We start from the raw sequence: 21,260 nt of genomic DNA on the forward strand, positions 1-21,260 counted from the left end.
AAACCGCCAGACATTCAGAACTAACTCCTGTTATCGTAACGGGCCTTAGTCACAACGAATGTGCTGCGGTTTTTTTGGTTTAACGACACAAGGAAGCAAGATGTAAGGTGAGAACATCGTCCATGAGCCTGCCATTCATCTGATCTGGTCTAAGCACGGTATGGATACCCAAGCCATCCACCAGTGCATACAATCTCTCGATCTCCAGTTCTTTGTCCAGATCAGGTTTGGAGAGATCGAGTTTAATCAAGTAGGTGATAACAGAACCTACAGCTTTTCTAAGTTCATCATATACGGTATTAGCAAGTCCCTTGAGTGCAGGATCGGTTTTCGATCTGGCTGTAAAAGCGTACCACACCTCCATTTCGGCCAGTTTTTCTTCCGTGTTTGGTAAGAACTCGAGCAATAAGCATTTCATATTGTCCATGGGAGAGCCGGTGAAGGACATTTGTTGGACTCGATGAGACACCCGTTCAGATACCAAATTCATAGCATATAGTAGTAATTCCGATTGAGTAGAAAAGTAGTGACGCATCGAACCGACCGAAACTCCAGCTTCTTCAGCGATATTCCGAACAGAGGCTTGTTCCATGCCATCTCTCCGTATAATACGCCATGCTGCCTCGGCTACGAGCATACGCTGTTTATCGTGATCAACAATTTTAGGCATAGGCATAGTATATCACTGTTGATTATTATAGTACACACGTGCTAAATTATATTTAATACATTTGTATCAAAAAAAGGAGAGGCTGAAATGATTGGTTATTTCATTATAGGTTGTGAGATTGCCTTTTGGGTGTTTGTGTTCACGGGTCTGAGTGTAAGGTATCTCCTTGGTATGAAGCGGTTAGGTATCGGTTTGTTAATGGCGACGCCGGTTATTGATCTGTTATTGCTGGTAGCTACAGTTATGGATCTACAGCGAGGAGCTACAGCAAGTATGATTCATGGCATAGCTGCGGTGTATATAGGAGCAAGCATTGCTTATGGTCACCAGATGATCGCTTGGGCGGATCGATATTTCCTATATTGGTTCAAGGGTGGAGAGAATCCTCGCAGAAACAAGTTATATGGTAGAGAACATGCGAGTCGTGAGCGTAGTGGATGGTTTAGACATCTATTGGCTTGGGCTATAGGAAGTGCTTTTCTATTCGCCATGATATGGTGGATCGGAGATGCTGAACGTACAGCTGCCTTCGATAATCTGATCAGAGTGTGGGGAATAATACTCGGAATCGATTTTCTGATAAGCTTTAGTTATAGTTTATGGCCAAGAAAGGTTCCTGCTAGGAATGTTAAACATTAAAAAGCTGGGTGAGCGTGCATACGAACTGGCTAAGTTGGGAGAATCCCGTATGTACGCCCCGTATTAAATCGAACCGATTGTTAATATAGATTCAAAAAAAGACTTGCAATGCAAATCTGTACATGGTATATTCTAAATCTGGCCAAGAAAACACAGTTTACACGGTGCGGCAAGCGAATGAAATAAGCTTCGAAAGAAACTTAAAAAAAGAGCTTGCAAAGTTGGTACGGATGTGATAAGATATAAAAGTTGCTGAGGATAACAACACTCGGTAGCAAAATAAGTTTGATCTTTGAAAACTGAACAACGAGTGAGTAAACATTCTGCTTGCAGAATGAACGCGAAAGTTGAGACAGGCCTTGGCTTGGATCGACTGGAGCACAAATGAGATTTTTAATCTCGTCAGATTCAAAATGAGCTTATCGCTCTTTTCAATACTTTATTGGAGAGTTTGATCCTGGCTCAGGACGAACGCTGGCGGCATGCCTAATACATGCAAGTCGAGCGGAGTTGATAGGAAGCTTGCTTCCTTGATACTTAGCGGCGGACGGGTGAGTAACACGTAGGCAACCTGCCCTCAAGTTTGGGACAACTACCGGAAACGGTAGCTAATACCGAATAATTGTTTTCTTCGCCTGAAGGAAACTGGAAAGACGGAGCAATCTGTCACTTGGGGATGGGCCTGCGGCGCATTAGCTAGTTGGTGGGGTAACGGCTCACCAAGGCGACGATGCGTAGCCGACCTGAGAGGGTGATCGGCCACACTGGGACTGAGACACGGCCCAGACTCCTACGGGAGGCAGCAGTAGGGAATCTTCCGCAATGGGCGAAAGCCTGACGGAGCAATGCCGCGTGAGTGATGAAGGTTTTCGGATCGTAAAGCTCTGTTGCCAGGGAAGAACGCTTGGGAGAGTAACTGCTCTCAAGGTGACGGTACCTGAGAAGAAAGCCCCGGCTAACTACGTGCCAGCAGCCGCGGTAATACGTAGGGGGCAAGCGTTGTCCGGAATTATTGGGCGTAAAGCGCGCGCAGGCGGTCATTTAAGTCTGGTGTTTAATCCCGGGGCTCAACCCCGGATCGCACTGGAAACTGGGTGACTTGAGTGCAGAAGAGGAGAGTGGAATTCCACGTGTAGCGGTGAAATGCGTAGATATGTGGAGGAACACCAGTGGCGAAGGCGACTCTCTGGGCTGTAACTGACGCTGAGGCGCGAAAGCGTGGGGAGCAAACAGGATTAGATACCCTGGTAGTCCACGCCGTAAACGATGAGTGCTAGGTGTTAGGGGTTTCGATACCCTTGGTGCCGAAGTTAACACATTAAGCACTCCGCCTGGGGAGTACGGTCGCAAGACTGAAACTCAAAGGAATTGACGGGGACCCGCACAAGCAGTGGAGTATGTGGTTTAATTCGAAGCAACGCGAAGAACCTTACCAGGTCTTGACATCCCTCTGATCGATGCAGAGATGTATCTTTCCTTCGGGACAGAGGAGACAGGTGGTGCATGGTTGTCGTCAGCTCGTGTCGTGAGATGTTGGGTTAAGTCCCGCAACGAGCGCAACCCTTATATTTAGTTGCCAGCACTTCGGGTGGGCACTCTAGATAGACTGCCGGTGACAAACCGGAGGAAGGTGGGGATGACGTCAAATCATCATGCCCCTTATGACCTGGGCTACACACGTACTACAATGGCCGGTACAACGGGCTGCGAAATCGCGAGATGGAGCCAATCCCAACAAAGCCGGTCTCAGTTCGGATTGCAGGCTGCAACTCGCCTGCATGAAGTCGGAATTGCTAGTAATCGCGGATCAGCATGCCGCGGTGAATACGTTCCCGGGTCTTGTACACACCGCCCGTCACACCACGAGAGTTTATAACACCCGAAGTCGGTGGGGTAACCGCAAGGAGCCAGCCGCCGAAGGTGGGATAGATGATTGGGGTGAAGTCGTAACAAGGTAGCCGTATCGGAAGGTGCGGCTGGATCACCTCCTTTCTATGGAGAATCGTTTCCTGCAACGGAAACATTCAAAACTGCAGCTTAGCTGCAAAACACTCACTCGTTGCTCAGTTTTGAGAGCTCAAACTCTCAAAACAGCTTGCTTTTGCATGGAGCTTGTTCTTTGAAAACTAGATATCGAAACGAAACAAACGCGAATTAGAACATTCCTTTTTAGCTGAACTTGTGTTAAACAAGTTTAAATAAAAACGGTAGATTGCACGTACGATGGTATCGGGTGAGAGCGACTTTTGGCTTTGCGCAAGCAAAACAAGGGAAGCGAGCAGTCGAAACCGGAGCACGAGGTTAAGCTACTAAGAGCACACGGAGGATGCCTAGGCGCTAGGAGCCGATGAAGGACGTGGCGAACAACGAAACTGCCTCGGGGAGCTGTAAGCAAGCTTTGATCCGGGGGTGTCCGAATGGGGAAACCCAGCTGGGGTAATTTCCAGTTACTCACAACTGAATACATAGGTTGTGTAGAGGCATACCAGGGGAACTGAAACATCTAAGTACCCTGAGGAAGAGAAAACAATAGTGATTCCGTCAGTAGCGGCGAGCGAACGCGGAGAAGCCCAAACCAGAGAGCTTGCTCTTTGGGGTTGTGGGACGTCTCACATGGAGTTACAAAGGAACCGGTTAAGCGAAGAGGTCTGGAAAGGCCCGCCAAAGAAGGTAAAAGCCCTGTAGTTGAAAGTTGGTTCCCTCCGAGACGGATCCCGAGTAGTGCGGGGCACGTGAAACCCCGTATGAATCCGGCAGGACCATCTGCCAAGGCTAAATACTTCCTAGCGACCGATAGTGAAGCAGTACCGTGAGGGAAAGGTGAAAAGCACCCCGGAAGGGGAGTGAAATAGAACCTGAAACCGTGTGCTTACAAAAAGTCAGAGCCCGTTTTAGGGGTGATGGCGTGCCTTTTGTAGAATGAACCGGCGAGTTACGTTCCCGTGCAAGGTTAAGGTGAAGAGCCGGAGCCGCAGCGAAAGCGAGTCTGAATAGGGCGATTGAGTACGTGGACGTAGACCCGAAACCGGGTGATCTACCCCTGTCCAGGGTGAAGGTGCGGTAACACGCACTGGAGGCCCGAACCCACGCATGTTGAAAAATGCGGGGATGAGGTGGGGGTAGCGGAGAAATTCCAATCGAACTCGGAGATAGCTGGTTCTCCCCGAAATAGCTTTAGGGCTAGCCTCGGAAAACAGAGTCGTGGAGGTAGAGCACTGATTGGGTGCGGGGCCCGCAAGGGTTACCAAGCTCAGTCAAACTCCGAATGCCATAGACTTACTTCCGGGAGTCAGACAGTGAGTGCTAAGATCCATTGTCAAAAGGGAAACAGCCCAGACCATCAGCTAAGGTCCCCAAGTGTGTGTTAAGTGGGAAAGGATGTGGAGTTGCACAGACAACCAGGATGTTGGCTTAGAAGCAGCCACCATTGAAAGAGTGCGTAATAGCTCACTGGTCGAGTGACTCTGCGCCGAAAATGTAACGGGGCTAAACACACCACCGAAGCTATGGCTTGATGCTTTGCATCAGGGGTAGGGGAGCGTTGTATAAGGGTTGAAGGTGTACCGTAAGGAGCGCTGGACATTATACAAGTGAGAATGCCGGTATGAGTAACGAAAAGATCAGTGAGAATCTGATCCGCCGAAAGCCTAAGGGTTCCTGAGGAAGGCTCGTCCGCTCAGGGTAAGTCGGGACCTAAGGCGAGGCCGAAAGGCGTAGTCGAAGGACAACAGGTCGAAATTCCTGTACCACCGTAAGCCGTTATGAGCAATGGGGGGACGCAGTAGGGTAGTGACGCGGACTGATGGATGTCCGTCTAAGCAGTGAGGCTGATGTGTAGGCAAATCCGCACATTGTAAGGCTGAGCTGTGATGGGGAGCGAAAATTACAGTAGCGAAGGTCATGATCTCACACTGCCAAGAAAAGCCTCTAGCCAGGTGATGGTGCCCGTACCGCAAACCGACACAGGTAGGCGAGAAGAGTATTCTAAGGCGCGCGGAAGAACTCTCGTTAAGGAACTCGGCAAAATGACCCCGTAACTTCGGGAGAAGGGGTGCCCCGGTAGTGTGAATAGCACGAGGGGGCCGCAGTGAAAAGGCCCAAGCGACTGTTTAGCAAAAACACAGGTCTGTGCGAAGCCGTAAGGCGAAGTATACGGGCTGACGCCTGCCCGGTGCTGGAAGGTTAAGGGGAGTGGTTAGGGAGTAATCCCGAAGCTGTGAACCGAAGCCCCAGTAAACGGCGGCCGTAACTATAACGGTCCTAAGGTAGCGAAATTCCTTGTCAGGTAAATTCTGACCCGCACGAATGGCGTAACGACTTGGGCGCTGTCTCAACGAGAGATCCGGTGAAATTTTAATACCTGTGAAGATGCAGGTTACCCGCGACAAGACGGAAAGACCCCATGGAGCTTTACTGCAGCTTGATATTGAATTTGGGTACGATCTGTACAGGATAGGTGGGAGCCTTTGAAGTGTGAGCGCCAGCTTGCATGGAGGCAACGTTGGGATACCACCCTGATCGTATCTAGGTTCTAACCTGGTACCGTAATCCGGTGCGGGGACAGTGTCAGGTGGGCAGTTTGACTGGGGCGGTCGCCTCCTAAAGAGTAACGGAGGCGCCCAAAGGTTCCCTCAGAATGGTTGGAAATCATTCGAAGAGTGCAAAGGCATAAGGGAGCTTGACTGCGAGACCTACAAGTCGAGCAGGGACGAAAGTCGGGCTTAGTGATCCGGTGGTACCGCATGGAAGGGCCATCGCTCAACGGATAAAAGCTACCCTGGGGATAACAGGCTTATCTCCCCCAAGAGTCCACATCGACGGGGAGGTTTGGCACCTCGATGTCGGCTCATCGCATCCTGGGGCTGAAGTAGGTCCCAAGGGTTGGGCTGTTCGCCCATTAAAGCGGTACGCGAGCTGGGTTCAGAACGTCGTGAGACAGTTCGGTCCCTATCTGTCGTGGGCGTAGGAAATTTGAGAGGAGCTGTCCTTAGTACGAGAGGACCGGGATGGACGTACCGCTGGTGTACCAGTTGTTCCGCCAGGAGCACCGCTGGGTAGCTATGTACGGACGGGATAAACGCTGAAAGCATCTAAGCGTGAAGCCCCCCTCAAGATGAGATTTCCCAGTATGTAAGACCCCTTGAAGACGACGAGGTAGATAGGCTGGGGGTGGAAGTGCAGCAATGCATGGAGCTGACCAGTACTAATCGGTCGAGGGCTTATCCAATAGCAAGTTGTAATTCGCATGTTTCGTTTCGAATCTAGTTTTCAGAGAACGATCTCTGAAATGTAAGCTAAGCTATGCGTTTGGTGGCGATGGCGGAGGGGTTCCACACGTACCCATCCCGAACACGACCGTTAAGCCCTCTAGCGCCGATGGTACTTGGACCGCAGGGTCCTGGGAGAGTAGGACGCCGCCAAGCAAAGAACCACTGCCGATGTTATTCGGTGGTGGTTTTTATTATATAGTTATATTATGCAGTATGGGATTAAAATACAGATTGAATTAGGTAATTTATCAGCACAATAGTATGTATAAAAGTAACGTTATTCGATACGAATTGACGTTTTTTTGCGTAATAACTAGACTTGTCCGCTCTGGAAAAACAGTTGTGTTCATCAGGCAATACACCTGATATAACCAAGTACTTTTCCTTGACAGTCTAAATATCGCTTTGCTAAGATGGCAATAATAAATTTTTCAGAAAACGTATTTTCGGCGTAAAATACAGCCTGGAATCTTCGGGTTTTGGACCGTAAAGCTGAGCAAACATAAGGAGGAACACTTGCGTGTGGGAAGATAAATTTGGTAAGGAAGGCCTCACCTTTGATGATGTATTGCTAGTGCCACGGAAATCCGAGACACTGCCTAAAGAAGTAGATGTATCTATTCGTTTGAGCGATACTGTAAAGCTAAATATTCCTTTGATCAGTGCGGGCATGGATACGGTAACTGAAGCGACATTGGCTATTGCCATTGCACGTGAAGGCGGTATCGGTATTATCCATAAAAATATGTCGGTTGAACAACAGGCAGAAGAAGTAGACCGTGTTAAACGTTCGGAGAGTGGTGTTATTACGAATCCATTCTCACTGACTGCAGATCATCTGGTATCTGATGCGGAAGCAGTAATGGCGAAATATCGGATCTCCGGTGTACCTATTATTGAAGGAGATCAGAAGCTGGTTGGTATTTTGACCAACCGCGATTTGCGTTTTATCCATGATTACGGCATCAAAATTAGCGAAGTCATGACTCGTGAGAATCTGGTCACCGCTCCTGTTGGCACCACATTACAAGAAGCTGAAGGTATCCTTCAGAAGCACAAGATTGAGAAACTTCCATTAGTTGATGAGACAAACACGTTAAAAGGTCTTATCACGATTAAAGATATTGAGAAAGCCATTCAATTCCCTCATGCAGCCAAAGACGCTCAAGGACGTTTGTTGGTTGGTGCAGCGATTGGTATTTCCAAAGATACATTTGAACGTGCTGATGCTTTGGTACAAGCTGGTGTCGACCTGATTACGGTAGACTCGGCGCACGGACACCACATCAATATCATTGAAGCTGTACGTCAGCTTCGTGAACGTTTCCCTACCCTGACTATCGTTGCAGGTAACGTTGCTACTGGCGCAGCCACTCGTGATCTGATCGAAGCAGGGGCTTCGGTAGTCAAAGTGGGTATTGGGCCAGGTTCGATATGTACAACACGTGTAATCGCTGGTATTGGTGTACCTCAAGTAACTGCAGTCTACGACTGTGCAACAGTGGCACGCGAATATGGAGTTCCGATTATCGCGGATGGCGGAATTAAATATTCTGGTGAGATTACGAAGGCGCTGGCTGCAGGCGCACACGCGGTGATGTTGGGAAGTTTGTTTGCCGGCACAGCGGAAAGCCCGGGGGAAACTGAAATCTTCCAAGGACGTAGCTACAAAGTATACCGCGGTATGGGTTCAATGGCTGCAATGAAACAAGGTAGTAAAGACCGTTACTTCCAAGATGATGACAAGAAACTGGTTCCGGAAGGAATCGAAGGTCGTGTCGCTTACAAAGGACCACTGTCTGATACAATCCACCAACTGATTGGTGGTCTGCGTTCGGGTATGGGATACTGTGGTACAAGTAACTTGGAGCAACTTCGTAACGATACAGGCTTTATCCGAATTACAGGTGCGGGACTGCGCGAAAGTCATCCCCATGATGTACAGATTACCAAAGAAGCACCTAACTACTCGTTGTAATCGGAAGAGAGTTAATCATTTCCAGGACAGGCTCGGTGATTTTCACCGGGTCTGTCTTTTTTTGCAGATACCCCTGTGATAGAATAGAACAAGCGGTGACGATCCAAGGGTGGATTAAGGCGTTGCGGCGGCTATTTGACGTGAATCTATGAATATGGTTTTGAAAAGCAAATGCAGTGCCAGAAAAGGCTGCGAGTTAAACAGAAGCGCGGACGTCCTTTTACATAAGCATTTGCAAAATGCGGACTAAGTGACAATCGATAACGAACTTTAGGAGCAATAATATTGCTCGTTCGATACAGCGCATATAGTACACATCTCATACATCAACCACGCAGGTTAGGGAACAAGAAAATCGCAGCATAAGCTGCACTGAAGCAATTAACAATGCTTTGGATCGAAGGGAGTATTCATCATTGAAAGCCAAACACATGAATAAAAAGAAACGCCAAATGCTCAAAAAGAGCGTAGCCTCGGTAATGCTAATTAACATGCTTTGCATGTCTGCAGTAATGCCGGTCATGGCTGCTGCGGATAACTCCGGTCAGGTCCTGACTGCTGCGGCAACAACAACAAAGACGGAGAAAGCTGTACAGGTGCCTGGGGTAGACTCACTTGGGCTTGAGGTTAGATCAGCGGTGCTTATGGAAGCCTCAACGGGACAGATTCTACTAAATGTCGATGCGGATAAAGCGATGCCACCTGCAAGTATGACCAAGATGATGACAGAGTACATTGTCGCAGAACAGGTCAAACAAGGTAAATTCGGCTGGGACGATATTGTAACTGTCAAAAAGAATGCTGCACAAAGTATCGGGTCGCGAATTTTCCTCGCGGAAGGTGACCAGCACACAGTTAAGGATCTCTATATTGCTATGGCTGTTGGCTCTGCCAATGATGCTACGGTTGCTTTGGCAGAACATGTTGCCGGTTCGGAAGAAGCTTTCGTGAAAATGATGAATGATGAAGCGAAGCGTATGGGCATGAAGGATACCTTCTTCATCAACTCTTCCGGTCTGGATCGAGCAGATATGCCTGCCGACTTCCGCCCAGCTGAAGACAAGGAAACTGTGATGTCCGCTCTGGATGCTGCAATTCTATGCCGATACATCATTATGGATCACCCGGACTACACAGAATTTACAACGATTCAATCCTACAAGTTCCGTCCAAATGATAAAGCCCCAATTATCAATTACAACTGGATGCTGGAAGCGAATAAAAATATAACCAATTTCAAAAGCTATGCCTATGAAGGTCTGGATGGAATGAAAACAGGCCATACCACGAACGCAGGTAATAACTTTACAGGTACAGCAGAACGTAACGGTATGCGTCTAATTAGTGTTGTTATGGGCACAGATTCGGAATCCGCACGTTTCAGAGAAACTAAAAAGGTATTGGACTATGGATTTAACAACTTTGAAGTGAAGCAGGCTGTCGCAGGCAAGACCAAAGTGACGGGCTGGGAAGCGGTACCTTTGAAAAAAGGTAAAGAAACAACGGTTCCTGTCGTAACAGATAATGCGGTAAGTTTCGTTGTTCCCAAAGGTACTCAGAACCTGGATGTGACCTTCAAAGCTAACGTAACTGAGGCTGACAAGCTGGTAGCACCAATCAAGGCAGGTACAAAGGTTGGTACAGTAACGTACACGTATAAAGCAGAAGGAATTGAACCTCAGGAAAAAACAGTGAACTTGATCACTGCTGAAGAGGCTGAAAAAGGCGGATGGTTCCGTTTGTTCTTCCGTGCTGTGAAAGATTTCTTCGTGGATCTCTTTGACGGAATTAAAAATCTCTTTTAGTCTATATTTCCGACCGGATGGATTGTATATTTACAATTTTTCCGGTAAAATATCAAGTTAGAATTCACGTATGATGAAGTAAAAAAAGTACAATGTTCGTTTACCATATGCAAGATCGTGGCTGGTAAGAGAAGGGGAATGAGCGTATGAAGATCGGCGTTTTAGCACTTCAAGGAGCTGTAACAGAGCATATTCGAAGTATTGAACGTGCTGGAGCAGAAGGTATAGCTATCAAACAGGTTCAGCAATTGGAGGACTTGGACGGTCTTATCCTTCCTGGCGGGGAAAGCACAACGATCGGTAAACTGATGCGCAAGTATGGGTTTATGGATGCCATTCGCGCGTTTGCTGCTGAGGGCAAACCGGTATTTGGTACCTGTGCTGGCTTGATCGTTATGGCTAAACACATTGCAGGGCAGGAAGAAGCTCATTTGGAGCTAATGGATATAACTGTATCCCGAAATGCATTTGGACGGCAGAGAGAAAGTTTTGAGACGGATTTGCCGGTCAAAGGCATTGAGGAAACGGTAAGAGCTGTGTTTATACGGGCACCCTTGATCGAGAGTGTCGGAGACCAGGTCGAAGTTCTCTCCACATACAAGGATGAGATTGTTACTGCTCGTCAAGGGCATTTGCTGGCTTGCTCCTACCATCCGGAATTGACGGATGACTATCGTCTGCATACTTATTTTGTAGACATGGCCAGATTCTACAAACATACGGTAGACTCTAAATAATGCATGATGTACAATCTATGATCTCCCGGTCATCGGATCACTTCCCCAGAAGCCTTGTAAGGCCGCTGGATGGCGGTTGCATCTGAACGGATGCCTGATGTTGCCTGTATCTGCTTCAAAGCGGGAATCGCAGCGGAGGGTGACACCGGGGATATAGGTTGTTTTTTGGGTTACAGGTTCCGATAAGTATATAGTAAGGTATATACAGTAGAGTTTTGAGAATGGATTTAACACAAGGCTTCACGTTGTGAGGTTATTTAGGAGGAGTATATCGTGCTTGATGTGAAAATATTGCGGAATGAGTATGCACGTGTAGAAGAAGCATTGACTAAACGTGGAAAATCGCTGGATCTTATCGCTGGATTTACCGAGATGGATGCCAAGCGTCGGGAATTGCTTCAAGAGAGTGAAACGCTGAAGAGTCGTCGGAATACAGTCTCGGCGGAAGTTGCTAGACTGAAGAAGAATCGTGAGAATGCTGATGATCTGATTGTGGAGATGCGCGAAGTCTCTGATCGAATCAAAGCTATGGACGAAGAAGTTCGGGAACTGGAAGTGAAGATCAATGATCTCACAATGGCGATTCCGAACATTCCTAACGAAAGTGTACCTACTGGAGCTTCTGAAGACGACAATGTTGAGATTCGTCGTTGGGAAGAGCCGAAGTCATTTACTTTTGCACCGAAAGCACACTGGGAAATTGCGCAGGATCTCGATATTCTTGATTTTGAGGCGGCTGCCAAAGTAACAGGTTCCCGTTTTACCTTTTATAAAGGTCTGGGTGCGCGTCTGGAACGTGCATTGATTAACTTCATGATGGATCTGCACAGTGATCAACATGGATATGAAGAGATTCTGCCTCCATACATCGTTAATCGGGACAGCTTGTTTGGAACAGGTCAACTGCCTAAGTTTGAAGAAGATCTGTTCAAGTTAAAAGATACTGAATATTATCTGATCCCTACTGCTGAAGTTCCGGTAACGAACTACCATCGCGAAGAGATTCTGAATGTAGATCAATTGCCTAAGCATTTTGTGGCATACAGCTCTTGTTTCCGCTCTGAAGCCGGTTCCGCTGGACGGGATACACGTGGATTGATTCGTCAGCATCAGTTTAACAAAGTAGAGCTGCTCAAGCTCTCTACTCCAGAGACTTCGTATGAAGAGCTGGAGCAAATGACTCAAAATGCGGAGCGTGTGCTTCAATTGTTGGGCTTGCCGTATCGTGTTCTGACATTGTGTACCGCAGATATGGGCTTCACTTCAGCTAAAACGTATGATATTGAGGTATGGTTGCCTGAGAGCAATACCTATCGTGAGATTTCTTCGTGCTCCAACTGTGAGGACTTCCAGGCACGTCGTGCCAATATCCGTTTCCGCAGAGAGCCAAAAGCCAAACCGGAATTTGTTCATACATTGAACGGGTCAGGATTGGCCGTTGGACGGACGGTAGCCGCTATCCTGGAGAACTATCAACAGGAAGATGGTACGGTTGTTATTCCTGAAGCATTGCGTCCTTATATGGGTGGCACAAGTGTAATTGCACGTCGCTCTTAAGAGTTAGTTAACCATCCTCATCAAGAGGAATACAAATTCAATCCGTCATTTCTGAATGGCGGATTGGAGTGTTTTGTATAACGGAGGCAGTTGTCTGATACAGGATCATCATTTTTAATATAAAAAAGGTTGCATTATAATGTCGAGATGTGGTATGATACTTTTCGTGGCAAGTTTATAAAAGTTAATTCCCTGGAGAGGTACCGAAGCGGTCATAACGGGGCGGTCTTGAAAACCGTTAGGGGGCAACTCCACGTGGGTTCGAATCCCACCCTCTCCGCCATACTACACTTATAACAAGGACTCGAGCGTTCTCGCTCGGGTCCTTTTTTGCGTTGTGAGTTTGTTAAACGTAGTGAGTATACAGGTTGGTGACTGATGTATACGTTGCACAGTACAACATTATATTTGGAATGAGGTTAATATGTATAAAAACATCCTCATCGCCGCACTTTATAGGAGTGGAGGTGGTAAGATGAACCGCGAGTTAAACATCGATCAGACAGAGCTTGTAGGGGCTTGGCAAGAACGTTTGCCTCAAGTCCTGAATGTTGGAGACCAGGCTCAGGTAATGGCCGATGAAGCCGATCAGCAGGCGATTCGGATACACATTGCTACAGCAGGGCACGAGATGTACTCTTTTGATTTCAAATGTGCATATGTCGATTCCCGTGAAGTCAGCGTACAGCTGATTGATGTGGAACGGGATGGACGAACGACGGATGAGCGTACAGAACCGATTCAGGAACTGGCTCACGATTATACACGGCACATTCATGAATGCGCCCAGTCGTTACAATCCCAGACGAGATAATAGCCTGAAATCTGAAGGAGTGAACTCAATTGACTAAAGCCAAAGCGGGAGTAGACAAAAACCTGCAAAATGTAGTGGATGATCTGGAGCAGCCTGCCGTAAACAGTCATCATGCCCAGCAAATTCAGCAAGATATCAATGATCGCCGTCATCAGGATGCACTGAATCATGACAAAACGGAAGATAGGGACCCATCCCATTCCTAACAATGATGAGGGGGCAATAATATGAGCAAACCAAAAACAATTCCCGTACCGGAAGCGCAAGCATCCGAACAGCATCGTCATTCATCCAAACGCTCTTCCATGCAGGAACCATTATCCGGTTCCAAAAAAGTAAAAAATCAAAATCATGTGGATCATTTGAATCCCCAAGGTTAATAGAAGAAACATATTCACGCAAAAGTCCCTTGTTACCTAACAGGGGGCTTTTGCGTATTCATACATATATAAAGACAAGGACATGCTTATTCCCAAAGCTGACATAGGTCTTTGTAGCCATTTTAAAGAGGAAAGATCACATTTTTCCCAAATTAGGTTTCGGTATCTGACGATATGGTATATCATTGATATTGAATTACTTTTTTTGGGGTTATCACGAGAGGAGAGAAACAAATGACTAAACGTATGGGGGCGCTTCTTCTTACGTTGCTGTTGACCGTATCTATGGCATTGACAGCATGTAGCAGCAAGCAGGAACCAAAAGAGGCATTGAAGACGGCTGCGGCCAATGCTTCCAAATTGACTTCGTATGAAATGAGTTCCAACTTTACAATTAATGAATTGAGCTATAAACCTGGGGATACTTCACAAACTGATCCTACTATGACTCAGTTTATGAGCATGCTGAAGGATGCTCAGTTGAATGTAACAGGTGTATACCAAAGTGAGCCAATGCAGACCGAGATGACTCTTGGCATCGAGCTTAAAGGTGATATGGGTATGACCTTTAACATTCCAATGGTGATGACGGCAGAGAAACTCTATGTGAAAGTGCCGAACATTCCATTCTTCCCGATTCCTGAGAACGTTGTTAACAAGTTCTTGGAGTTGGATCTGAAGGAATTGGCTGAGCAAGAGGGTACGGAATGGAACCCGGATGCTATGGACGCAGCCAAAACGCAAAAGCTGAGCAACGAAGTAATGGACGCAGTGCTGGGCGAGTACGATCAAGCTAAATTCTTCAAAAACCTAGACACCAAAGATGCACAACTTCCTGAAGGTGTAGATGCGAAGCAGGTTGTACAGTTCTCGGTGAATAATGACAATGTTAAAGAAGCAGTTACTGTACTGGTAACAAAAGCTATGCCTAAAGTATTGGATATTCTGTCCAAAGAAGAATATCGTGAAATGCTGCAAATGGATCAGGCTGATATCGACAAAGCTAAAGAAGATCTGAAGATCACTGAAGCAGATCAGGCTGAAATGGCTAAAGACTTGGACAAATTGAAAGATGTTCTGACAATTAACCAATTCAACATCGATTTCGCATTGGACAAAAACGACTTCCCGGTATATCAAAAGATGGTCGCTGATGTGCTGATCAAGCCGGAAGATACAAAAGACGAAGTGAAATTGGCATTTACCGGTTCCAATACGTACACCAAGATTAACGAAAAAGCAGCATTCAAAATCAACATCCCTACTGGCGATGACGTAATTACTATGCAAGAGTTCGAAGAACTGATGAACGCTTCATACGGATACTAATCTCGCTGAGTTCAAACCGTCTGTGATTCAAGTGAAGGATAATCTCCTTCCGCTTGGATACAGGCGTTTTTTTTGAATGAAAATATAGTCTATACAATGAATCGGACGGAGGATAAACTATTTATAAATGAAAGGGGATTAGGGGGAGTACTCAATGATAACACCGGATGAAGAGCAGCTTGCTTATGAATTCATTGAGCATCCTGTTCATGTATGTGGGATTTATCGTACTGTATTGCGTGCAGACATGATTTACGATGGGCACCGGGAGAAACGAACAGAAAAAAGTGCTTTGCTGCTGGTGTTACAAGGACAGGCAGAGTTTCATTTTACGAATACGGATGGTACGAAATATCTTTATCATATGCAACCAGGCAAGGCCTTTATCGGGGGTAAGAATATGCACCTGGAGATCCATGTCGGAGACAGGAACTTTGAGTATGTATTAGTTCATTACTTGCCGGCAATGCAAAAGGAAAAGGGGCTTCACTCGTTTCATACGGATCAAGTCTATGAGTTGCGGATGAGCTTGAATGGTTCAGAGTCTGGAGTTCAAGGGGAATTGATGCTGGCTCTCCTTAACGTTGCTTCCAATCCGGGGTATATGAACCAACTGGAGAAGCAGACCCTATTTTATCAACTGCTCATCTCGGTATTCCGTGGAGCGAGAAATGCAAGAAATACATCGAGTGTTAAATGGGTAGATTCAGCTCAGGAATTTATTCATCATGAGTATGCTGAACCATTGACGCTTGAAGGTGTTGCTGCTCAATTCGATATGAAACCGAAATACTTTTCACATTTGTTTCAAAAATACACGGGGATGGGTCCGATGCGTTATCTGATGCAGTATCGTCTGAATCGCGCACAGGAGTTGCTGGAGATCGGAAGTTACACCGTGAAAGAGGTATCTGCAAAGGTAGGTTATGCAGACCCCTACTACTTCAGTCGGGTGTATAAATTGCATAAGGGCTGTGCCCCGTCTGAAGTGAGAAAGATTATGGGACCTGGAAAGAATCCATCCTGAATCGGACAGTGTCCATTGTACAGGCGGATATCACTGATATAATTGATAATGATAATTGTTATCACAAATTCGCTAAAGTAATTGGAGGATCTCTAGAGATGCATAGAACAAGATATAAGGGTTGGGTCATGCTTGTTGCAGTATTGAGTTTAGTTTTACTATTGGCTGCCTGCTCGTCGGGTGAAAAAAAGTCAGAGCAAACGACAAGTCAGACGGAGCAAAGTGCTACCGGTACAGTCGAGAGTTCCGGCTCATCATCTGAATCCGCAGATGGGTCATCTAATAACTATCCACGTACGGTACAGACTGCTCGGGGAGACATGGAAATCAAACAACAACCCCAAAAGATAGCTTTAGCACATTGGGGATTGAGTGATGATCTGCTCGTATTTGATCTGGATTCCGTGGCTATCACGCTTCCTTTTACAGAAGATCAATCGTTGTTGAAAAGTAACTTGTACAAACCGTATGTTGAAAACAAAAACACGATTGATATCGTGGGTGAGAATACACAAGTGAATCTGGAAGCATTACTTGCTTATGAACCGGATTTAATTATTGCCGGCAATGAGACGAACAAGGACATTCTGGAGCAACTCGATCAGATCGCACCAACTGTTGTACTGGATGAGACCAAGCAGGATGTATTCAAAGAATGGCGTAAAGTCATTACAGATCTGGGGCAGATTTTGGGACAGGAAGAAACGGCTATACAGTATATTAATGATTTTGATCAAAAACTTGCAGATGGTAAAAGCGAGATTCAATCCATCGAGGGAACGGTTGCATTTATGCAGGTTCGTGAGAAACAGGCCTATCTTCAGGGTGCCGACTATATCTCGGAATATTATGAAGGTCTCGGACTAACGCCTCCGTCCACAGAGGCTGGAGAGCTTACACTGGAAGGGATTGCGAAGCTCGACCCGGATTATCTATTTTTGGGGTACTTCAATATGGAAGATCCATCTCTGTCTGCTGTAACGGATGAATGGGAGAAAAGCGCTGTCTGGAAAGGACTCAAGGCAGTTAAGAATGGGCATGTTTATAAGATAAATGGACAGGTTGCCTTTGGTTTTGGGCCGGTTAGTAAGTCTTACGGTGTAGAGCAAATAACGAATAGTTTGAAAGCCCAATAAAAAAGTGCCATACAAATAAAACCGCACTCTTCCCTAAATACTAGGGTAGTGCGGTTTTGTACATTGAATCTGTATATTGTTGAATTGGAAATGCAGACCGTTGTGTGGGGAGCTTCTAAAATTAGTTTGTAAGTTCATCCAAGTCTTCAGCAAGTACAGCGTAGATCTGATGATCCTGATATTTGCCGTTGATCTTGAGGTATTTGCGAGCAGTACCTTCAAACTGGAATCCGTTCTTCTCCAGTACGCGCTGTGAACCTTTGTTGGAGGGCAATACCGCAGCCTGAACCCGATTTAACTTCAGCGCACGGAAACCATAAGCTACGGCCAGTTTAACCGCTGCTGTCATTCGTCCTCCACCCTGATAATCTGGATGGATAAAGTAACCCATATCCGCATAATTGGCAACGCCCAGTACGACATTGTTGATACTTACTTGTCCAATCAACAGGCTGTCTTTAATGGTATAGATTCCAAATTGATATCCTGTACCTTCTTCTGCAGCCCTGACCCGATCCTCAATCCGCCGAGTCTGAGCATCCAGTGTATAGAATTCATCGTCTCGCACGGGTTCTACAGCCTGATAGGGGACGCGTGTGATCTGAATCAGGTCCAGATAGGACTGTGTATCCTGGGGTGTGAGCAACCGAAGGCTTATACCGTTGGCTGTATCATAGAGTGTTAGTGCCATTACAGCACACTTCCTTTCCGATTGGAATGTTGATATTCAATGATTAGTGTTACTTTTTACGCAGACGTCTGAAAAATTGAGTTAGCATCGTGGAGCATTCAGGCTGAAGGATATCCGGGATCACCTCGGTGCGATGGTTAAAACGAGACTCCTGTAGCAGGTTCATCAGTGTACCTGCACAGCCTGCCTTGGGATCAGCCGTACCATAGATTACGCGGGGGACCCTGGATTGTACAATTGCACCTGCACACATCGGACAAGGTTCCAGTGTGACGTACAGAGAACAATCCAACAAACGCCAAGCTCCGATGGTCTCGCTGGCCTGACGAATAGCCACCATCTCTGCATGGGCGGTGGAATCCAGGGTAGTTTCACGCAGATTGTATCCCCGACCGATAATTTGGTTATTTTGTACGATTACAGCTCCAATCGGCACTTCCCCAAGAGCCTCAGCTTTGTAGGCCTCGGCAATGGCCTCACGCATCCAGTGCTCATGTTGAGCCTCCTCAGATAAATTCCCAAGATCGGGCTGGAGAGAATAGTCAGTCATTACTTATATAACTCCTTCCAAAATCGTTTATTCAGCGAACAAGTATTCGGGTTGTTAACATGTTGTGTATAGAATTGTGGATAACCGTGTAGTTGCTCACATAGTTATAAACAAACTATCCACAAGCCTGTGGGTATGTGGATAAATATAGTGATTAATTTCATTGTAGAGTTCAAAAATGCAAAAAACAACGAATTTCGAGCTTTTCAGTCATTCGGTAACTTTTGGGCACAGGTCAATTATCCTTTTCAAAAAGACATACAAGCGTTATGATGGAGATAGGTTTTGCCATATATCGCCAGAGGGTACAAGCCGAGAGGTGAACAAAAAAACTTGTCTATTAAAACGAAATTATCCATGATTATGTCGTGCTCAGTGCTCGTTATTTTAGTGTTGAATATCGCACTGAGTTATTATACTACAGAAGAGAATCTGAGGCAGGACAGTGAAAACAAGATGGTGCTCACTGCAAAGCAGATTGCAATTGCTGTCGAACAGAATCAATACAGTTCGGATTATGTAAAACGGCAGATTGGAAACAATCTGTGGCTTGCTGCTGTCATGGCAGCGGAAGAATTGGACCCGAATATTAATAATATCACAAATGAAGAACTTGTACGCTTGAGCCAAAAGGTCGGCGTCTCACATATATCGTTAATGGAGCAGACGGATGATGACATCGTTGTTAGCCGCTCTTCAGATCCGAGAGAAATCGGGCTATCCACCAAATCCATGACCTATTGGTATCAGGCCTTTAAGCAGTTGTTTGAAAAACAACAGGTGACGATTCCCCAAGGGCAGAAGCTGGAGCATTTCTGGTCAGATGGATTCGAATATTCAACCTCCAGTCCTTCGGATATTGATATCTGGGGTTACTACCATGATGGAAAGAGAAACTACATAATCAATCCTTTCTATAATAATACGGAAGTTGATGACTATGTGAAAATCTCTAGTCCGGATGAGATTTTAAATAAAATTCGTGAGGTCAATCCCTCCATTCTGGAGATTACAGGCATCAATCCGTTGACTTTTGGCAGCCCGAATATGGGTGATGACGGAAGAGATTCGAACTTTAGCAAGTTGAATAACAGACCCATTCGCTTTGGTACATACCAGTATGGTTCTACGGATGAGGATCATCGTGCTGTGGTGCGCGCCATTCGAACAGGGCAAAATGTATCTTTTGTCAGTGAAACGCACGAACAGAAGGTATTGAAGAGTTTTATTCCCATTTTCACCCCCAATCAGTCTTCCTATGTGATCAGTATTGTCATGGACTATAAGCAAATATCCTCCATGGTATCTGAGCAGTTGGTGAGCCATGCCTCCATATCGTTGGTTTTGCTGGAGATCGTGATATTTGGCAGCTATCTGCTCGCAGGGTATATTACGCGTCCGATCCAATCCATACTGGGCAAAGTGAATGATGTAGCGGAAGGGCACTTTGATTTCCGTCTGAAAGTACGGAGGAAGGATGAACTTGGTCAACTGGCCAATCGTATTAATGCCATGATTCGTAATCTAGGCCATTATACGAGCCGTCTGAAACAGATGTATGAAGAGAATCGGGCGGTGAAAGAACATCTGGAGTCCATTATCAATCAGACAGCGGATGCCATTCACATTACGGATCTTGAAGGAAAAGTGCTTCGGGTTAACCGGGCATTTGAACAATTATATGGCTTTCGAAGTCGTGAGGTGGAAGGTCGTAATCTGAAGATCATCCCGCCAGAAGCAGAAGAAGAAATGAAACGTCAGCATGCCCAACTCGTTGAAGGGATGTCCATTACGTCCAACGAAACCACCTGGATGAAGAAAGACGGGACCCGAGTAGAGGTCAGTGTCAGTACGGCTCCGGTACGAGACGAGGCTGGAGAGATTACCGCGCTCATTAGTGTCTCCAGGGACATTACAAGTCGTAATCGGATGGAAGAGCTGCTCAGACGTTCTGAGAAGCTAACAACCGTGGGCCAGCTTGCAGCAGGTGTGGCACATGAGATTCGTAATCCACTGACCACGCTGCGCGGATTCCTACAGTTACAGCAAGAGAGCAACAAGCTGAATCATCGTCATCTGGATCTGATGTTATCGGAGCTGGATCGAATCAATCTTATTGTTGGTGAATTTCTGATTCTGGCGAAACCGCAGGCGGTTCATTTTCAGAATCGGGATATTCGTTTTATTCTTGGCGATGTCATCTCGTTACTGGATAGTCAGGCGCATCTGCATGGTGTAGAATTTGTACTGCGTGCCTCATCCGATTCGGCTATGGTACACTGTGAAGAGAACCAGTTGAAGCAGGTATTCATCAATTTGCTGAAAAATGGTATGGAGGCCATGCCAAATGGAGGAAGCATCCATATCAAGCTCAAGCATGACGAGCAGTTGAAACGCGTCAGAATTGAGATTAGGGATGAAGGCATTGGTATCCCGGAAGAGATGATGCCCAAGCTTGGGGAGCCTTTCTTTACGAACAAAGAGTCTGGGACAGGGCTTGGCCTGATGGTCAGTCAGCGCATTATTCAATCACATAAGGGCATGATGGATATTAAAAGCGTCATGAACAAGGGAACAACGGTTATCATTGAACTGCCTGCATCCGATCAACAACCGGAAGTTATTGAGGTAGATCAGATAACGGATGAACCATTTACAGATGAAGAGAAATAGATGA

At 46.2% G+C, this 21,260-nt stretch carries 15 protein-coding genes, 1 tRNA gene and 3 rRNA genes; 16 read left to right on the top strand and 3 right to left on the bottom strand.

What is annotated here, in order from left to right:
• Window positions 1-79: 79 nt before the first annotated feature.
• Window positions 80-670 carry a TetR/AcrR family transcriptional regulator gene (locus NST33_RS00405; RefSeq protein WP_221825794.1) on the bottom strand — a complete coding sequence of 197 codons (591 nt, stop codon included), beginning with the start codon at window positions 668-670 and terminating at the stop codon, window positions 80-82.
• Between the two features lie 87 nt (window positions 671-757).
• Between NST33_RS00405 and NST33_RS00410 the strand changes: the two genes are divergently transcribed.
• The 15 genes from NST33_RS00410 (at window position 758) to NST33_RS00480 (ending at window position 17,342) form a co-directional block, all read left to right on the top strand.
• Window positions 758-1,309 carry a hypothetical protein gene (locus NST33_RS00410; protein WP_221825791.1) on the top strand — a complete coding sequence of 184 codons (552 nt, stop codon included), beginning with the start codon at window positions 758-760 and terminating at the stop codon, window positions 1,307-1,309.
• Between the two features lie 439 nt (window positions 1,310-1,748).
• Window positions 1,749-3,301: ribosomal RNA gene (locus NST33_RS00415) — 16S ribosomal RNA — on the top strand.
• A 307-nt stretch (window positions 3,302-3,608) separates the two neighbouring features.
• Window positions 3,609-6,536 (top strand): 23S ribosomal RNA (locus tag NST33_RS00420).
• A 79-nt stretch (window positions 6,537-6,615) separates the two neighbouring features.
• Window positions 6,616-6,732: ribosomal RNA gene (gene rrf, locus NST33_RS00425) — 5S ribosomal RNA — on the top strand.
• The 16S, 23S and 5S rRNA genes sit together here, the layout of an rRNA operon.
• 367 nt (window positions 6,733-7,099) lie before the next feature.
• Complete coding sequence (guaB, locus tag NST33_RS00430; RefSeq protein ID WP_237178627.1) at window positions 7,100-8,557, top strand: IMP dehydrogenase; 1,458 nt, start codon at window positions 7,100-7,102, stop codon at window positions 8,555-8,557.
• A gap of 416 nt (window positions 8,558-8,973) precedes the next feature.
• Entirely contained in the window at window positions 8,974-10,362 is a 1,389-nt protein-coding gene (locus NST33_RS00435) for a D-alanyl-D-alanine carboxypeptidase family protein (protein WP_221824802.1), read from the top strand.
• A gap of 146 nt (window positions 10,363-10,508) precedes the next feature.
• Entirely contained in the window at window positions 10,509-11,099 is a 591-nt protein-coding gene (gene pdxT / locus NST33_RS00440) for a pyridoxal 5'-phosphate synthase glutaminase subunit PdxT (protein ID WP_221824803.1), read from the top strand.
• Between the two features lie 273 nt (window positions 11,100-11,372).
• Window positions 11,373-12,656: a serine--tRNA ligase gene (gene serS, locus NST33_RS00445; RefSeq protein ID WP_339306380.1), complete on the top strand. Its 1,284-nt coding sequence runs from the start codon at window positions 11,373-11,375 to the stop codon at window positions 12,654-12,656.
• Window positions 12,657-12,850: 194 nt separating this feature from the next.
• Window positions 12,851-12,939, top strand: a tRNA-Ser gene (locus NST33_RS00450).
• Window positions 12,940-13,131: 192 nt separating this feature from the next.
• Window positions 13,132-13,470: a hypothetical protein gene (locus NST33_RS00455; RefSeq protein ID WP_036607297.1), complete on the top strand. Its 339-nt coding sequence runs from the start codon at window positions 13,132-13,134 to the stop codon at window positions 13,468-13,470.
• A gap of 29 nt (window positions 13,471-13,499) precedes the next feature.
• A complete protein-coding gene (locus NST33_RS00460) occupies window positions 13,500-13,676 on the top strand; it encodes a hypothetical protein (RefSeq protein ID WP_017691325.1) in 177 nt (58 codons plus the stop codon).
• Window positions 13,677-13,697: 21 nt separating this feature from the next.
• Window positions 13,698-13,850: a small acid-soluble spore protein P gene (locus NST33_RS00465; RefSeq protein ID WP_036607296.1), complete on the top strand. Its 153-nt coding sequence runs from the start codon at window positions 13,698-13,700 to the stop codon at window positions 13,848-13,850.
• A 234-nt stretch (window positions 13,851-14,084) separates the two neighbouring features.
• Entirely contained in the window at window positions 14,085-15,179 is a 1,095-nt protein-coding gene (locus NST33_RS00470; RefSeq protein WP_339306382.1) for a hypothetical protein, read from the top strand.
• 154 nt (window positions 15,180-15,333) lie between these two features.
• Entirely contained in the window at window positions 15,334-16,206 is an 873-nt protein-coding gene (locus NST33_RS00475) for an AraC family transcriptional regulator (RefSeq protein ID WP_237178624.1), read from the top strand.
• A gap of 98 nt (window positions 16,207-16,304) precedes the next feature.
• Window positions 16,305-17,342: an ABC transporter substrate-binding protein gene (locus NST33_RS00480; protein WP_339306385.1), complete on the top strand. Its 1,038-nt coding sequence runs from the start codon at window positions 16,305-16,307 to the stop codon at window positions 17,340-17,342.
• Between the two features lie 121 nt (window positions 17,343-17,463).
• Here NST33_RS00480 and NST33_RS00485 read toward each other — a convergent pair whose 3' ends face one another.
• Window positions 17,464-18,033, bottom strand: a complete 570-nt coding sequence (locus tag NST33_RS00485; protein WP_339306387.1) for a GNAT family protein — start codon at window positions 18,031-18,033, stop codon at window positions 17,464-17,466.
• A 49-nt stretch (window positions 18,034-18,082) separates the two neighbouring features.
• On the bottom strand, window positions 18,083-18,583 hold the full coding sequence (gene tadA, locus NST33_RS00490) for a tRNA adenosine(34) deaminase TadA (RefSeq protein ID WP_339306389.1): 501 nt from the start codon (window positions 18,581-18,583) through the stop codon (window positions 18,083-18,085).
• A 333-nt stretch (window positions 18,584-18,916) separates the two neighbouring features.
• Between tadA and NST33_RS00495 the strand changes: the two genes are divergently transcribed.
• On the top strand, window positions 18,917-21,256 hold the full coding sequence (locus NST33_RS00495; RefSeq protein WP_339306391.1) for a PAS domain S-box protein: 2,340 nt from the start codon (window positions 18,917-18,919) through the stop codon (window positions 21,254-21,256).
• Window positions 21,257-21,260: the final 4 nt, after the last annotated feature.

Origin of the sequence: Paenibacillus sp. FSL L8-0435 (genome assembly GCF_037965655.1) — a bacterium.
Taxonomy (GTDB): Bacteria; Bacillota; Bacilli; order Paenibacillales; family Paenibacillaceae; genus Paenibacillus.

What these genes read in the sequence shown, in the direction of transcription:
- NST33_RS00405 (WP_221825794.1), bottom strand. Translation starts at nt 670, where the DNA reads ATGCCTAAAATTGTTGATCACGATAAACAGCGTATGCTCGTAGCCGAG.
- NST33_RS00410 (WP_221825791.1), top strand. Translation starts at nt 758, where the DNA reads ATGATTGGTTATTTCATTATAGGTTGTGAGATTGCCTTTTGGGTGTTT.
- pdxT (WP_221824803.1), top strand. Translation starts at nt 10,509, where the DNA reads ATGAAGATCGGCGTTTTAGCACTTCAAGGAGCTGTAACAGAGCATATT.
- NST33_RS00455 (WP_036607297.1), top strand. Translation starts at nt 13,132, where the DNA reads ATGAACCGCGAGTTAAACATCGATCAGACAGAGCTTGTAGGGGCTTGG.
- NST33_RS00465 (WP_036607296.1), top strand. Translation starts at nt 13,698, where the DNA reads ATGAGCAAACCAAAAACAATTCCCGTACCGGAAGCGCAAGCATCCGAA.
- NST33_RS00470 (WP_339306382.1), top strand. Translation starts at nt 14,085, where the DNA reads ATGACTAAACGTATGGGGGCGCTTCTTCTTACGTTGCTGTTGACCGTA.
- NST33_RS00475 (WP_237178624.1), top strand. Translation starts at nt 15,334, where the DNA reads ATGATAACACCGGATGAAGAGCAGCTTGCTTATGAATTCATTGAGCAT.
- NST33_RS00480 (WP_339306385.1), top strand. Translation starts at nt 16,305, where the DNA reads ATGCATAGAACAAGATATAAGGGTTGGGTCATGCTTGTTGCAGTATTG.
- NST33_RS00485 (WP_339306387.1), bottom strand. Translation starts at nt 18,033, where the DNA reads ATGGCACTAACACTCTATGATACAGCCAACGGTATAAGCCTTCGGTTG.
- tadA (WP_339306389.1), bottom strand. Translation starts at nt 18,583, where the DNA reads ATGACTGACTATTCTCTCCAGCCCGATCTTGGGAATTTATCTGAGGAG.